The 14,935-nt window shown below is 69.3% G+C and carries 11 protein-coding genes; 7 read left to right on the top strand and 4 right to left on the bottom strand.

The window, feature by feature from the left end; all coding sequences use genetic code 11:
• Positions 1-151: 151 nt before the first annotated feature.
• The 5 genes from FFS72_RS13565 (at position 152) to FFS72_RS13585 (ending at position 6,714) form a co-directional block, all read left to right on the top strand.
• Positions 152-1,579 carry an MFS transporter gene (locus FFS72_RS13565; protein ID WP_171018670.1) on the top strand — a complete coding sequence of 476 codons (1,428 nt, stop codon included), beginning with the start codon at positions 152-154 and terminating at the stop codon, positions 1,577-1,579.
• Positions 1,580-1,680: 101 nt separating this feature from the next.
• Complete coding sequence (nirB, locus tag FFS72_RS13570; RefSeq protein ID WP_137874421.1) at positions 1,681-4,197, top strand: nitrite reductase large subunit NirB; 2,517 nt, start codon at positions 1,681-1,683, stop codon at positions 4,195-4,197.
• A 95-nt stretch (positions 4,198-4,292) separates the two neighbouring features.
• Entirely contained in the window at positions 4,293-4,790 is a 498-nt protein-coding gene (gene nirD, locus FFS72_RS13575) for a nitrite reductase small subunit NirD (RefSeq protein WP_249353286.1), read from the top strand.
• Between the two features lie 2 nt (positions 4,791-4,792).
• Positions 4,793-5,959 (top strand): uroporphyrinogen-III synthase, encoded by a 1,167-nt coding sequence (locus FFS72_RS13580; RefSeq protein ID WP_137874422.1) that lies wholly within the window; start codon positions 4,793-4,795, stop codon positions 5,957-5,959.
• Complete coding sequence (locus FFS72_RS13585) at positions 5,956-6,714, top strand: sirohydrochlorin chelatase (RefSeq protein ID WP_137874423.1); 759 nt, start codon at positions 5,956-5,958, stop codon at positions 6,712-6,714. Before FFS72_RS13580 ends, FFS72_RS13585 begins: the two co-directional genes overlap by 4 nt.
• On the opposite strand, the gene FFS72_RS13590 is transcribed toward FFS72_RS13585, so the two are convergent.
• Positions 6,656-8,407: an NTP transferase domain-containing protein gene (locus FFS72_RS13590; RefSeq protein ID WP_137874424.1), complete on the bottom strand. Its 1,752-nt coding sequence runs from the start codon at positions 8,405-8,407 to the stop codon at positions 6,656-6,658. The two genes, FFS72_RS13585 and FFS72_RS13590, sit on opposite strands and share 59 nt — an antisense overlap.
• 122 nt (positions 8,408-8,529) lie before the next feature.
• Between FFS72_RS13590 and FFS72_RS13595 the strand changes: the two genes are divergently transcribed.
• Positions 8,530-9,891, top strand: coding sequence for a hypothetical protein (locus FFS72_RS13595; protein WP_137874425.1), 1,362 nt, complete (start codon positions 8,530-8,532; stop codon positions 9,889-9,891).
• Complete coding sequence (locus tag FFS72_RS13600) at positions 9,888-11,279, top strand: outer membrane protein assembly factor BamB family protein (RefSeq protein ID WP_137874426.1); 1,392 nt, start codon at positions 9,888-9,890, stop codon at positions 11,277-11,279. The genes FFS72_RS13595 and FFS72_RS13600 overlap by 4 nt, the downstream gene beginning before the upstream one ends.
• Positions 11,280-11,322: 43 nt before the next feature.
• Here the strand turns inward: FFS72_RS13600 and FFS72_RS13605 are convergent, their stop codons facing one another.
• The 3 genes from FFS72_RS13605 to FFS72_RS13615 form a co-directional block, all read right to left on the bottom strand.
• Complete coding sequence (locus FFS72_RS13605; protein ID WP_137874427.1) at positions 11,323-13,644, bottom strand: ATP-binding protein; 2,322 nt, start codon at positions 13,642-13,644, stop codon at positions 11,323-11,325.
• A 107-nt stretch (positions 13,645-13,751) separates the two neighbouring features.
• Entirely contained in the window at positions 13,752-14,057 is a 306-nt protein-coding gene (locus tag FFS72_RS13610) for an MGMT family protein (protein WP_137874428.1), read from the bottom strand.
• On the bottom strand, positions 14,058-14,834 hold the full coding sequence (locus FFS72_RS13615) for an alpha/beta fold hydrolase (protein WP_249353287.1): 777 nt from the start codon (positions 14,832-14,834) through the stop codon (positions 14,058-14,060).
• Positions 14,835-14,935 lie beyond the last annotated feature (101 nt).

Genomic DNA, 14,935 nt, shown 5'->3' on the forward strand with positions numbered 1-14,935 from the left:
ACATCCCACCGGTCGGCAAGGTGAGAGCAAGTTTATTGCGGGGTCATTGACGGCAGCACCGAGGCAACATCCCACTCGTAGTTTTCTGGGCAATCCACTACTACGAGGAGGCCCGGTGACCACACGCTCCGATGACACCACGGCAACAGCCGTGGGTCTCGACGCCCCCGTTTCGACCCGCAAGCGCTACATCGCGAAGTGGGACGCGGAGGACGTCGACGCATGGGAGGCCGGCGGCAAGGACATCGCCAAGCGCAACCTCGTCTGGTCGGTCTTCGCCGAACACGTCGGGTTCTCCGTCTGGTCCATCTGGTCCGTGATGGTCCTGTTCATGCCGACCGACATCTACGGTATCGACGCCGCGGGCAAGTTCTTCCTCGTCGCGGTCCCGACCCTGGTCGGCTCCCTCCTCCGCATTCCCTACACCGTCGCGACAGCGAAGTTCGGTGGCCGTAACTGGACTGTCTTCAGTGCCTTCGTGCTGTGGGTGCCGCTCATCGGAACCCTCTACCTGATGCTCAACCCCGGGCACTCGTACACCACCTTCCTGCTGGTCGCGGCGATCGCCGGCGTCGGCGGCGGCAACTTCGCGTCCTCGATGACGAACATCAACGCCTTCTACCCCCAGCGACTCAAGGGCTGGGCGCTCGGACTCAACGCGGGTGGCGGCAACATCGGCGTCCCGGTCGTCCAGCTCATCGGCCTGCTCGTGATCGCAACCGTCGGCAACACCGAGGCCTGGATCGTCTGCTCCGTCTACCTCGTCCTCTGCGGCGCGGCGGCCGTCGGCGCAGCCCTGTTCATGGACAACCTCGGCAACCAGAAGGCCGACCTCAGGGCCATGGGCAACACCCTCAAGTTCAGCCACTCGTGGGTCATCGCCTTCCTCTACATCGGCACGTTCGGTTCGTTCATCGGCTACAGCTTCGCCTTCGGTCAGGTCATGCAGATCAACTTCCTCGCGGGTGGCGACACCCCGGCGCAGGCGGCGCTGCACACCGCGCAGATCGCGTTCATCGGCCCGCTGCTCGGCTCGATCGCCCGCCCGTACGGTGGCAAGCTGGCCGACCGCATCGGCGGCGGCAAGATCACCCTCTACACCTTCGCCGCGATGACCCTCGCCGCGGGACTCCTGGTCACGGCCAGCATGATCGACGACGCCACCGCAGGTGCCGCGAGCACCGGAGTCCTGACGCTGCTGGTCGTCGGCTTCATCGCCCTGTTCCTCCTGTCGGGCCTCGGCAACGGTTCCGTCTACAAGATCATCCCGTCGATCTTCGAGGCGAAGGCGCAGGGTCTCGACCACCTCAACGCCGAGGAGAAGGCCACCTGGTCGCGCAACATGTCCGGTGCGCTCATCGGCTTCGCAGGTGCCATCGGCGGACTCGGCGGTGTCGGCATCAACCTGGTCCTCCGCGCGTCCTACCTCAGCGACGCGAAGTCGGCCACCATGGCGTTCTGGGTGTTCCTCGCCTTCTACGTCGCCTGCGTGTTCGTCACCTGGTTCGTGTTCCTGCGGCGGCCCACCGAGCGCACGGCGTCCGAGGACGCCAAGTCCCCGGCGCTCGCCACCGACTGACGACGCGGCTCACAAGGTTTCCTGGCCCGGGTACCCAAGCCCCAGAAGACAGTTCGTCCGTAGGACAGCAGTGCAAGATCGATCGAGGAAGAAGGTGCGGCATGAGCCCCCAGTCTGTTGCGAGTGCCAAGTCTGTCGTGGTCATTGGTCACGGAATGGTCGGACACCGGTTCGTCGAAGCGCTCCGCGCGCGGGACGAGGCCGGGCAGTGGCGGATCACCGTGCTCTGCGAGGAGAACCTGCCCGCCTACGACCGGGTCGGCCTCTCGTCCTACGTCGGCTCATGGGACGCGAAGGAACTCGCGCTTGCCGGGAACGAATACGAGAGTGACGATCTCGTCGACCTGCGGCTCGGGGTTCGGGCCACCGACATCGACCGCGCGGCGCGCACGGTGACGACGTCGGCGGGCGACGTCCTCTCCTACGACGCGGTCGTGATGGCGACCGGCTCGTACGCGTTCGTGCCGCCGGTCCCCGGACACGACCGCGACGAGTGCTACGTCTACCGCACCCTCGACGACCTCGACGGCATCCGTGCCCGCGCGGAGGCCGCCGGACCAGGCGCCGTCGGTGTCGTCGTCGGTGGCGGCCTCCTCGGTCTCGAGGCGGCGAACGCGCTGCGCCTGCTCGGTATGACCCCGCACGTCGTCGAGTTCGCGCCGCGACTGATGCCGCTGCAGGTCGACGAGGGCGGTGGTGCGCTCCTGGCCCGCCTCGTCGAGAGTTTGGGCGTCTCCGTGCACACCGGCGTCGGAACCGCGGCGATCACCGAGGGGCCGTCCGGGATCGCGGTCGAACTGTCCGACGGATCGGTCATCGACGCGTCGCTGCTCGTGTTCTCCGCAGGTGTCCGGCCGCAGGACCAACTCGCCCGCGACGCCGGGCTCGACGTCGGTCAGCGCGGCGGGATCCTCACCGACATCGGTTGTCGTACCTCGGACGACGCGATCTACGCGGTCGGCGAGTGCGCGGCCGTCGAGGGCACCTGTTACGGACTCGTCGCGCCCGGCTACAGCACCGCGGAGGTCGTCGCGGACCGTCTGCTCGGCGGCGCGGCCGAGTTCCCCGGGGCCGACCTGTCGACGAAGCTCAAGCTGATGGGTGTCGACGTCGCCAGCTTCGGTGACGCGCACGCACAGTCCGAGGGTGCCCTCGAGGTGGTGCTCAACGACGCCGCCAAGGGCACCTACGCGAAGCTGGTCGTCTCCGACGACGCGAGGACGCTGCTCGGCGGCATCCTGGTCGGGGACGCGACCGCCTACGCGTCGCTGCGTCCGCTCGTGGGACGCGAATTGCCCGGCGATCCGGCCGTGCTCATCTCGCCCGCCGGTGAGAAGCCCGGTGCGGGGTCGTTGCCGGACGACGCCGAGGTGTGTTCCTGCAACGCCGTCACCAAGGGTGCGATCTGCGGCGCGATCGCCGAGGGTGCGTGCGACATCGCCCAGGTCAAGGCGTGCACCAACGCCGGAACCACCTGTGGTGGTTGCCTTCCCACGATCAAGCAGCTGCTCGCGTCGTCGGGTGTGGTGCTCAGCAAGGCCCTGTGCGAGCACTTCGAGCAGTCCCGCGCCGAGCTGTTCCAGATCGTCCAGGCCACCGGAACCCGCACCTTCTCGTCGCTGATCTCCAAGTACGGCAAGGGCACCGGCTGCGACATCTGCAAGCCGGTGGTGGCGTCGATCCTCGCCTCGACCGACTCCGACCACATCCTGCACCGTCAGCAGGCGGGGCTGCAGGACACCAACGACCACTTCCTCGCCAACATCCAGAAGAACGGCACCTACTCCGTGGTCCCGCGGATGCCCGGCGGCGAGTGCACGCCCGAGCAGCTGATCGTGATCGGCGAGGTGGCCCGCGACTTCGGGCTGTACGTGAAGATGACCGGTGGTCAGCGCATCGACATGTTCGGCGCGCGCGTGGAGCAGTTGCCGATGATCTGGAAGCGTCTCGTCGACGCGGGCATGGAATCCGGTCAGGCATACGGGAAGTCGCTGCGCACGGTGAAGAGCTGCGTCGGCTCGACGTGGTGCCGCTACGGCGTCCAGGATTCGGTCGGGATGGCCGTCGATCTCGAGATGCGCTACCGCGGCCTGCGGTCGCCGCACAAGATCAAGTTCGGTGTGTCGGGCTGTGCACGCGAATGCGCCGAGGCGCGAGGCAAGGACGTCGGTGTCATCGCCACCGAGAGCGGCTGGAATCTGTACGTCTGCGGCAACGGTGGTCAGTCGCCGAAGCATGCGGTCCTGCTCGCAGGGGGCCTGGACGACCAGACCCTCGTCAAGTACATCGACCGATTCCTCATGTTCTACATCCGCACCGCCGACCGGCTGCAGCGCACGGCGCCGTGGCTCGAAGCGATGGACGGCGGCCTCGATCACCTCAAGGACGTCGTGTGCAACGACAGCCTCGGCATCGGTGACGAACTGGAGGCGGCCATGGCGAAGCACGTGGACGGCTACCACGACGAGTGGGCCGGTGTGCTGGAGGATCCGGAGAAGCTCGCCCGGTTCGTGTCCTTCGTCAACGCACCCGACGAGGCCGATCCGACGGTCGCATTCGACGAATCCGGGGTCCGCAAGATCCCGGTTCTGATGGGAATGCCCCCGATGCCGGCGTGATGTTCGGCTGCTTACCGCGAGGGAATCGCGCCTTAACAGCGGGGTAACACCAGCTCCGTAGAAATAGGGGCAGATTGTTACAGGGAGGACCGGCGATGACCGTGATCGATTCCAAGATGCCATCCGACACCGATTCGGGGCGCACCAGCGCCTCCACCATCGGTGCCGGGGGCGTTCCGAACTCCGGACGTGAGAGCGTCAGGGACGGCCGACTCGAGTGGACGTCGGCGTGCCCGCTCAGCCGCCTCATTCCGGGGCGCGGTGTCGCAGTGTTGCTCAGCGGAGGTGAGCAGGTGGCTTTGTTCCTTCTCGACGACGGGACGCTGCGGGCAGTCGGCAACATCGACCCGTTCGGGCGTGCCGCCGTGATGTCGCGTGGCCTGGTCGGTGACCGGGCGGGCGAGCCGATCGTCACCTCGCCGCTGCTCAAGCAGCCGTTCTCGCTCGTGGACGGGCGCTGCCTCGACGACGAGTCGGTGTCGCTGCCCGTGTACGGCGTGCGGGTGTGGGCGGGCGTCGTCCAGGTCCACAGCCCCCTGCGCGGCACCACGGCCGACGTCGCGGACCCTGCCGCAGTACCTGCCGGCGAGTGACCATGACGACGGACGAGACGCGGATCGGTGAGCCCCTCAAGGGGTTCACCGTCGGGGTGACCGCGGCCCGACGTTCGGAAGAGTTCACCACCCTGCTGACGCGGCGGGGCGCGGCGGTCGTCAGCGCTCCCGCGATCCGCATCATCCCGCTCGTCGACGATGCCGAGTTGGAGCGCGTGAGCCGGGAACTGATCGAGCAGCCCGCAGAGATCACGGTCGCGACCACGGGGATCGGATTTCGCGGCTGGATGGAGGCCGTCGACGGGTGGGGTCTGGCGGACGAACTGGGAGCGGCGTTGGGCCGGTCCCGGATTCTCGCCCGCGGACCGAAGGCGAAGGGCGCCATCCGCGCCGCCGACCTGAGGGAGGAATGGTCGCCCGCGTCTGAGTCCTCCGCCGAGGTTCTCGACCACCTGCTCGCCGAGGGGGTGGAAGGCAAGCGGATCGCCGTCCAGTTGCACGGCGCCACAACGGAATGGGAGCCGCTGCCCGACTTCTGTGAGGTGCTTCGGCTCGCAGGTGCCGAAGTCGTGCCCGTCCCGGTCTACCGCTGGACGCCGCCGCAGGACCAGACCGCGATGGACCGGCTGATCGAACTGACGGTGTCGGGCGGGCTGGACGCCGTCAGCTTCACCAGCGCACCGGCGGTCGCCTCGATGCTCATGCGTGCCAAGGAGATCGGGCTGGTCGAGCCGCTCCTGGCCGCGTTCGGCGGACGTGTTCTCGCGGTGTGCGTCGGGCCCGTCACGTCTGCGCCGCTCGAAGCGCTCGGCGTCCACCCGACGATGCCGACGCGTGCTCGTCTCGGATCCCTGGCCCGGCACATCGCGGAGGAGCTCCCGCGTCGTGCGATGAAGGTCCGCGCGGCGGGGCACGACCTGAGCGTGCGCGGCGGCTGCGTCGTCGTCGACGGGGAGGTGCGCCAACTCGCCCCCGCCGCGATGTCACTGATGCGAACCCTGGCCCGGCGGCCCGGTCAGGTCGTCTCGCGTGAGGAACTGCTCTCCGTGCTTCCGGGAGGCGGCGGTGACACGCACGCGGTGGAGACGGCGATCGCGCGACTGCGTTCGTGCCTCGGTGCACCCAAGATCGTGCAGACGGTCGTCAAACGCGGATACCGGTTGGCGATCGACCCCGCGGACTGCGACGACGACGGGAAGCGGCCGTGACGCGGCGCGCGTGGGGTGAGCCTCCCGCGCTGGTTCTCGTCGCGCACGGCACCAGGAGTGCGCGTGGGGTCGACCTGGTGGCCGCGCTGGCGGAGGAGGTCGCCGCATCCGTTGGGACGACCCGGGTCGCGTTCGTCGACGTCCTCGGCCCGTCCCCGTCGGAGGTACTGCGAGAGCTCGCCGCACCGGCCGTCGTGGTTCCGGCGTTCCTGGCGTCGGGCTACCACGTCCACACGGACGTGCCCCGGGAGGTGGCCGACTCGGGAAACCCCGACGTCCACGTGACGCCCGCGCTCGGCCCCGACCCGGTACTGGCCGGCGTTCTACTGCAACGTCTCCGCGAGGCGGGGTGGACGCGCGGCGACGCCGTCGTCCTCGCGGCCGCGGGCTCGTCCGATCCACGGGCGTTGACGGACGTGCGACGCGCCGCGGCGATGCTTGCCGACCTGACGGGTGAGCGCGTCGACATCGGATATGTCGCGACGGGCGAGCCTCGCGTTCCGGAGGTGGTCGCCCGCGTCCGGGACGAGACAGGTCGGCGCGTGTTCGTCGCGTCGTACCTGTTGGCGCACGGTCTGTTTCACTCGCGACTCGCGGATGCAGGCGCGGACGGAGTGGCCGAGCCGCTCGGTGTGCATCCGGCGCTCGTGCAGCTCTTGGTCGGCCGCTACCGCGCGGGCGTCGAGGCCGCCCGCGTCACCGGGGCAGCGGAAGCAGTTCGACCGCGCCGCCGTCGGGTGCTGCCGGTCCGATGACCGCGAGGGCCTCGGCCCCGACCAGTGCACCCAGGTGGGCCGTGCGGACCTGATTGACCGCCCGCAGCGTGCCATCGGTCTGACGTCGAACCGGCAGAATGCGCGGTGTCTCCCCACGACTTCCGGCCGGGGACACCTCCGAGCAGTTCGCGACGACGCCGGTGACGACCGCCGGGCGTGGCGCTCCGATCAGCGCCGCAGTGACCGCCGGTGCAGTGAGCAGGATCGTCGCCACCGCGGCGTACGGGTTGCCGGGCAGGCCGATCACGATGCGGTCGTCGGGGAGCGCGGCAACGACCTGTGATCCACCCGGTCGGCAGCGCACCCGGCCCACCACGATGCGCGCTCCGGCTCGTTCGAGTGCCAGACGCAGGTGATCGGCGGCACCACCACCGGTGGCGCCGACGATCACGATGACGTCCGTGTCCGTCGACCCGGGTGCGAGGAGCTCGTCGAAGCCGCCTGCCGTGTCGCGCAGGTGGGTGCTCGCGGCGGACTGCATTCCGCACCAGGAAAGATAATGCGGGAGAACAGGTCCGAGGGAGTCTCGAGTCTGACCGTCGCGCAGCGGACCGTCGCGCCGGATCTCGTCGCCGGTCACCACCACGTGCGCGCGGACCGGTCCGCGCACGAGCAGTTCGGTGACCTCGGCGCTGCGGGCGAGGGAGGCGAGGGCAGGCGTCACGCGGGTGCCGGCCTCGGCGAGTGAGGCGCCTGGATGCCAGTCCTCGCCGCGGCGGCGGGTGTCGTCCCGATCCGGGGTATCCGCCTTGTGGGTCAGGATCTTTCCGTCCAGGTCGGTGTGTTCGTCGCGAATCACGCCGGTCGCGCCAGTGGGGAGGTGGGCGCCCGTCGCGATCCGCACCGCGTGACCGTCGTCCAGCACCACCTCGTCCGTGGACCCGGCGTACCTGACGGTGGTGTCGAGTTGCCACGGGCCGGGACCGGACACGGCGTAGCCGTCCATCGCGGACACGTCGACGCGGGGCAGGGCGTCGGCCGCGATCAGCGGTTGGGCGAGCGCGCCGCCGATCGCCTCCAGGGGCGACAGCTCAAGGGCAGGAAGCGATTCGATGCCGCGGCGGATGATGTCGCGGGCGTCGGCGATCGACAGTGACGACCGTGCGGCGCGGGCACGGGCGGCGATCAGATCGGCTGCGGTGTCGCAGTCGGAGATGTCCGACATCGTGACGGTCGTGACGTTGTCGGGGACCAGCGACTTCATCGGCTGGTTGGTGAGACCGCCCAGTTCGGCGAGGCGGGTGGCAAGTGTTGCGGTCCGCCAGACGCCGAGGAGGAACTGCACGCGCCCGGACTCGTCGACCGCGAACGCGGCGTCGGCGCCGGAGGTGTCGACTGCTTCACGCAACCGGTCGACCGCTTCGGCGGTGAGTGTGGGCAGGTCGGCGGCGAGGACGGCCACGATCGGCGCGTCACCACAGAGTTCGAGTCCCGCAGCGAGGGCGGCGACCGGTCCGGCGCCGCGCGGGGACTCCTGGACCTGGCGCACCGACGGCGCCAGGTCGTCGCGGTGCGGACCGACGACGACCGTCACGGCCGCGTCCTCGACGGCGGCGAGCGCGGTGGCCAGCATGCTGCGCCCACCGACCTCGATGGCGGGCTTGTCGACGCCGCCCATCCTGCTGCCGGACCCGCCGGCGAGAACGATGGCGTCACAGGGTTCCGCGGTCATGCGCTCATCGTCGCACGGCGATGCGTGGGCTACTTTCCCCAGCCCGCACCGAGTAACGCACATCGTGAATCCGACGAAACGGTAGCGACGGTCCGACCGGATCGTGACGTTGAGGGGGATAGATGGCGCAGGGGCCAGAGCTCCGATGGGGACTGGCGGACACGCTGGTCGTCGTGTCCATTGTCGCGAGCGGGGTGATGGTCGCCGGACTGCTGCACACGCCGTCACCCGACGAGGCGGCCGGGCCGGCGTACCTCACCCCCGAGGTCGAGTTCCCGACCACGATCCCGGGGTGCGACACCGTCGCGGCGCCGTCATCCGACGAGGGCTTCGCGGCGTGGCTCTCCGGCGACGCGACCTACGACAATCCGCGGTATCCGTGGTTCACGGCACCGAAGGCCACCGCGATGAGCGACGCGCTCCGTGCGTCTCTGCCCGCGCAGGTGCAGCTCGAATTCGCCGATCCCGACAACTCCCTGACCTTCCAGCCTATGCACGACTACAGCGGAAACGCCGAGTTTCCCGACGACATGACTGTCGACGACATCGGAGGTGACACCACCGCCAGTGGGCTGCTGGTGCGCGGCGATGAGCGGGGACGTGTGAGTGTGACCGTCCGGCAACGGACGAAGCCCGTGCCCGAATGTGTGGCCGGCGCACTCGACCGCCGCAGCACCTTCCCCGACGGCACTGTCGTCGACACCCTCGACACCTGGGCCGAGTACGACGGCGTCCGAACCCTGTCTCGACAGGCCACCGCGTACCTGCCCGACCACACGCAGGTGCAGGCCTGGGCGAGTGACGAGTATCCGGCGGAGCAGGGAAATCGGAACAGCGGGGGCGTGCCGCTGACCGTCGGCGAACTGTCGGACCTGGCGCGCACGCCCGGCCTCGCGACCACCGCACCCGTCCCGGAAGGCACGCCACCCCCGCCGCGGTCGTGCGACTCGGGCGGCGGCGCAGGCGGGTTCCCGCTGACCCGGGCGACCGTCGCGGAGGTCGACACGGTCCTCGACGGTGCCTGGCAGGCGCTGGCACCGGACGGGGTGACCCTGGATCGCCCCCTGGGGTCACTGCAACCGGCCGGAACCTCGCCGACCGGTCTGTGCACCACGGTGGACGTCCGCGGGCCGGCCGGAACCGGTCGGCTGAGCGTCGTCATCAGTGACGGTCAGGCTCTTCCGGCGCCGCGCGACCCCTACGACCCTGCGACTGCCGACGACCGCAGCGAATACACCACGTTGGCCGACGGATCGGTGGTCCAGCGAACTGCGCCCGACACCGTCGCCACCATGCGGCCGGACGGGGCGACGGGTTGGCAGACCTCCGCGGCCGCCGTCGTGACGCGGCCGGACGGATTCCGTATCCAGGTCCGGTTGTCGAGTGACGGCGACTTGGCATCCGATACGCCTCGGTCTCTCGACCCGGTGCTGACGCTCGACCAGTTGCAGTCCCTCGCGTCGACACCGGGGTTGCGGTGGTGACCCCGGAAGGGCGGCGCCTCCTCGTCGCGGCCCTCGTCGCAGCGGTGACGGTGACGGGAGCCGTCGTCGTCGTGGCCCGCAGCGGCGGCGATTCGGAGCGTGACCCCGTCGACCCCGCCTGGGTCGGTACCGAATTCCCGACGCCCACCGCCCCGCCGGAACCCACGGCGAGCGCCGATGCGCCGATACGTGCCTGGTCTCTCGACGCCGCCGAGGTGTACGGCCGCGCGTTCGCCCAGTTCCGCGACCCCCGGTACGGCACCGAGTTCGACTGGGATTCACCCGGGTTCGTCGAGGCAGGGGACACGGTGGTGACCGCGATCGGACTGCCCGACCCGCGGGGGTACTCGCTCGACGAGACCATGTTCATCGGTGTCGATACCGCGGACGGAACCGTTCGGTGGCGCACCCCGGTCGGGGTGCTGGGCGGCTGCGCGGAGGCCCTGGTCGAGCGAGAGTTGGTGTGCTATCGCGGTCTCGGCGAGCAGACCCTGGTCGTGGTGAACGTCGACACGGGTGCACTGTCGGAGGTGTCGGTCCCGGAGGACTGGTCGATCTTCGGGATCGCCACCGATGGGGACCGGGTGATGGTCGTCGAGGGAAATCCCGAGGACAACGACGTCGAGGTGCACGCCGGACCCGCCGCGGCACCCGGTTCGGAATGGACGACACGCTTCGACCTCGGCGATGCGTGGGAGGGAATCGCGGAGGGGTCCGTGATCAACGTTCGACAGGGCGTCGGTCTGATCGACATCGGAGCCGACATCGTCGGATTCGACCCCGTGACCGGACGACAGACGTGGTCGCGCGGTCTACCTGAATGTGTGGGTGACCCCCGGATCGCGCCGCCGGGGCTCGTGATCATCACTCGCAGTGGTTGCGACGACGGGGAGTCGCGCGGATTCGATGTGGTCGATCGTTTCGGGAGGTCGTTGGTCACGACGGACTCGGGTTCTCCGGGGCGGGTCCTGGTCGACGAACCGGTCGGTGGGATGCCGCTCGTCGTCGGTGGTGCCGCCCACGACCGGGAGTCGGGCGAGATGCTGTGGCGCAGTGACGAACTGGACGGCGCTTCTGGAGTTGCTGTGACGGGCCGAGTCGTCGTCGTGCGTGGCCGTGAAGCGATCGGCGTCGACCGGGGCGCGGGACGAATTCTGTGGCGCACCGAACTCGACGAGAATGCGGAGTCCTTGATCCGGGACGGCGACGGCCTGGTCGTCGTCGGTTCCCGCGTGCTGACCGGGATCGATCCGGAAACCGGGCGGATACGGTGGACGTTGCCGATGGCCGCCGTCGGCACCGGTGACTCGTCGTCCGGGGCGTCCGTTGGTCTGGCCGACGGTCGACTGATCCTCACCGGCGGCCGCGCGATGGTCGGGTTGTCCTGACCGGCTACTTCTCCGGAGGCGTCCGCAGCGGCGTTGTCATCTCCTACGAATCTCGGCTGCGCTCGACCGACCATGCCGCGATCTGCGCCCGCGAGGTGAAGCCGAGCTTTGCCAGTACGTGTTCGACATGCCCCTGCGCGGTGCGTGGAGAGATGACCAACTGCTCGGCGATCGCCTTGTTGGTGAGTCCTTGCGCCACCAGTTCGGCGACCTGCTGCTCGCGTCGGGTCAGGTTCGTCGCGGTAACGACCGGTTCTGGTTCCGTCTCGCCGTTCTTCTCGCGCAGCGCGAACGAGACCGCGCCCGCGAAGGTCAGCGCCCGGCCTCGACGAAGCGCAGCTTCGTACCCCCGCTCGCCGATCGCACCGACGATCTGAAGCCGACACTCGTCGCGGTGCACGAGCAGGCTGGGAAACCGGACCGTGGGGCCGTCCACGATCTGCCACATCGACATGGCCGCCCCCCTGAGCGTCGCGGCCCGGTCGAACTCCTGCGCCGCGGCCCCGACCCACGCGAGCACGTCCAGGAACCACGCGGCGCTCAGCGGATCGTCCACCGATCGAGTCAATCGCAGACCTTCCTCGAACAACGACACAGCGTGCGCAGGGTCGCCCCGCTGCAACTCCGCCATGCCCGTGGCCCACAACGAGTAGGTCCGGAAGACGGCTTCACCACAGGGTTCGGTGATGGCCAGTACCTCGGCGTGCCAGGCGGCCGCGCGGGTCACGTCACCGAGTAACGCCGTGGCCAACCCGAGACCCACCAGATCCTCCACGATCTGCAGGCGCATGCCCTCCGAGCGGAAGACCTCGAGACTCGCCTCCAGGCAGTCGACCGCCCGGCCGAAGTCGCCGGCCGCGGTTGCCAGCAGGCCCTCGACGTGGGTGAGGAAGGCATCCGACACGGCATCGCGAGTGTCCAGGTCGAGCCCGCGCCCCTCCTTCACCCGGGCCATCCCGCCCTGGACATCGCCCTGCATCGCAGCCAATGCGCTGTACGCGTACAGCGCCTTGGTGCGTTCCTCGGCCTCGGCCTCGCACGGGCCCGCCAACGCACGTTCCAGCCAGCGGCGTCCCTCGCTGAGTCGCCCGCGGGAGAGCCAGAAGGGATACAACGCGGTGGCCATCCGCAGTCCGGTGACTCCTGGTGCGTTCCCGGTGATGCTGAACGTCAGCGCATCGCGCAGGTTCGACTGTTCCCGTTCGAGCCGCGCGATCCACGCCACCTGATCCGAGCTGATCCACTCGTCCGCTGCCCGCATGGCCAGCCGCTCGTACCAGTCTCGGTGCCGCTGGAGAAGGGCCGGATGCTCGCCGGACTCCCGCAGCTTCTCCTGGCCGTACTCGCGGATGGTCTCCAGTAGCCGGTACCTCACGACTGTGCCCGGCTCGTCCCGGATCAGGATCGACTTGTCGACCAGGGAGGTCACGCCGTCCAGCAGTTCGCCCCCGGTGAAGTCATCCGCGCAGATGTCTTCGGCGGCGTCCAACTCGAAGCTGCCCGCGAACACCGACAGTCGGCGCCACAGTTTCTGTTCCTGTTCCGAGCACAGTTCGTGGCTCCAGTCGATGCAGGCACGCAGCGACTGCTGCCGTGTCGGTGCGGTACGGCTGCCCCTGTTCAACAACCGATAACGGTCGGTCAGCCGGTGCAGGATCTGCGCCGCGGACATCGCCCGCAACCGTGCCGCCGCAAGTTCGATCGGCAGGGGAAGGCCGTCCAGCTGGCGGCAGATCCCGATGACATCGCCCTGGTTCTCCTCGGTGAGTCGAAATTCGGGAACGGCCGACGTGGCCCGTTCGACGAACAAGGTGACCGCCTCGTACTGAGGAAGTCCCTCCAGTGATGTCGCCCGCAGAGAATCCGGCACCGTCAGCGGCGGAACCAACAGGATCGCCTCCCCGCCGATGCCGAGGGGCTCCCGGCTCGTTGCGAGTATCCGAAGGTCCGGGCACCGGCGCAGCAATGCATCACACAGCACGGCCACGGACTCGACCAGGTGCTCGCAATTGTCCATGACCAGCAACAGTCGGCGGGTGGCGAGATACTCGACCAGCACGTCCAGGGGTGGGCGCGCGGCGCGGACGCGCAACCCGACGGCGATCGCCACTGCGTCCTTGAGGGACTCCGGGTCGTGGACTTCGGCGAGTTCGACCACCCGGACGCCATCAGGGAAAGCCCTGCGTGAATCCTCGGCCACCTTCAGTGCGAGCCGGGTCTTCCCAACCCCGCCGATACCGGTCAAGGTCACCAGGCGTGCGGTGGACAGCAGTCGCCGTGCCTCGGTCACCTGACGGCGGCGGCCGACGAAACTGGTCAACGCGATGGGCAGGTTTCCGCCCCTGCCTCCCGCGGCAAGCGTCATCGAACCGTCACTTCCGTCGCTCTGCCCCGACCCCTCCACCGTACGCCCGGAGAGACGGCCGACCGGCTGCGTACGGACGGTCGTGGCGAGCCGCCCCCGCGGGAGGATCACCCTTCCGGAGGTGTTCCTCGTACCTTCGTGAGATCGACTCGGCCGTCGTGGATCGGAACACCCTCGGCGGCAAGACGTTCCAACTGCCGCCGCGCAAGGTGCGGCGCCGGCCTCCCCGACGCCGGGACCACGCGATGCCAGGGCAGGTCCGAGCTGTCGGTGCGCATGATCCAGCCGACGGTGCGGGGGGAGCTCAGTCCGGCAGCCGCCGCGAGGTCGCCGTACGTGCTCACCCGGCCGGCCGGAATCGCCGCGACCAGTTCCCGGACGCGTTCGACCTGGTCCTCCGTGGTCGCGGCCACCTACAGGAGCTTTTCGATCAGTGCGGCGACCTCGGCGGGCCGCGCGTTCGCGACCATGTGATCGACGTCCATCTCCACGACCGTCAGGTTGTCGCCGAGGTGCTCGCTCAGTGCCGCGCGGAAGGACGACGTCACATACGGCGGCTGTACCCGCATCGCCTGCACGAGAACCGTGGGGAGATCAGCCGGGGGCAGCACGATCGGCCGGGCCAGCTCGCCCCATGACGCGATCACGGCGGGTACGGCGTACCGCCAGCCGACGCGTCCGTTCTCCAGTTCGACGAGATGCTCGATCATCTCCTCGTCCAGCACGTCGTCGGCGACGTCCGCCCATGCACCGTGCACCTTCTCCGACCGGGCCTCGGCGGCATCCGTGTAGTCGGGATAGCGCATCGTCAGGTCCGCGATCTCCAGCATCCGCGCCGGGTTCAGACCCATGGCCGGGTCGAGGAGGACCAGGGCCCGCACCTTCTCCGGTGCCCGTGCCGCCAGGTGCAGCGCGATCGCGCCGCCGTACGAGTGCGCGACGACGATCACGCGCTCGTCGACCTCGGCGTCCAGGAGGTCGATCAGCGAGTCGACCTGGTCGGCGATGCCCCATGGCGGGCTCCAGGTGGAACGGCCGTGGCCACGGAGATCGGGGGCGATCATCCGAACTCGCGGCAGATGCCCGTCGGCGAGGTGCCGCCACCGCCTGCCGTGCCCGGTGAGGCCGTGCAGGGCCAGCACGGGAGTCCCGTCCTCGGGACCGAAACGATGGATCTTCAGGTCGGACACGCAGTCATTGTGGCCGATGGGACCGTCATCGCGCGCTTTCGCCCCTGACGGAGACGGCCGGCGGCCTCCCCGGTGTCCCAGGTCACGCTGCTCGTCCACGG

Source organism: Rhodococcus sp. Q (genome assembly GCF_005503035.1).
Lineage (GTDB): Bacteria > Actinomycetota > Actinomycetes > Mycobacteriales > Mycobacteriaceae > Rhodococcus_G.

Bases quoted from the DNA above. Each gene is read 5' to 3' on its own strand.
- FFS72_RS13595 (WP_137874425.1), top strand. From the start codon at position 8,530: ATGGCGCAGGGGCCAGAGCTCCGATGGGGACTGGCGGACACGCTGGTC.
- nirD (WP_249353286.1), top strand. From the start codon at position 4,293: ATGACCGTGATCGATTCCAAGATGCCATCCGACACCGATTCGGGGCGC.
- nirB (WP_137874421.1), top strand. From the start codon at position 1,681: ATGAGCCCCCAGTCTGTTGCGAGTGCCAAGTCTGTCGTGGTCATTGGT.
- FFS72_RS13590 (WP_137874424.1), bottom strand. From the start codon at position 8,407: ATGACCGCGGAACCCTGTGACGCCATCGTTCTCGCCGGCGGGTCCGGC.
- FFS72_RS13605 (WP_137874427.1), bottom strand. From the start codon at position 13,644: ATGACGCTTGCCGCGGGAGGCAGGGGCGGAAACCTGCCCATCGCGTTG.
- FFS72_RS13580 (WP_137874422.1), top strand. From the start codon at position 4,793: ATGACGACGGACGAGACGCGGATCGGTGAGCCCCTCAAGGGGTTCACC.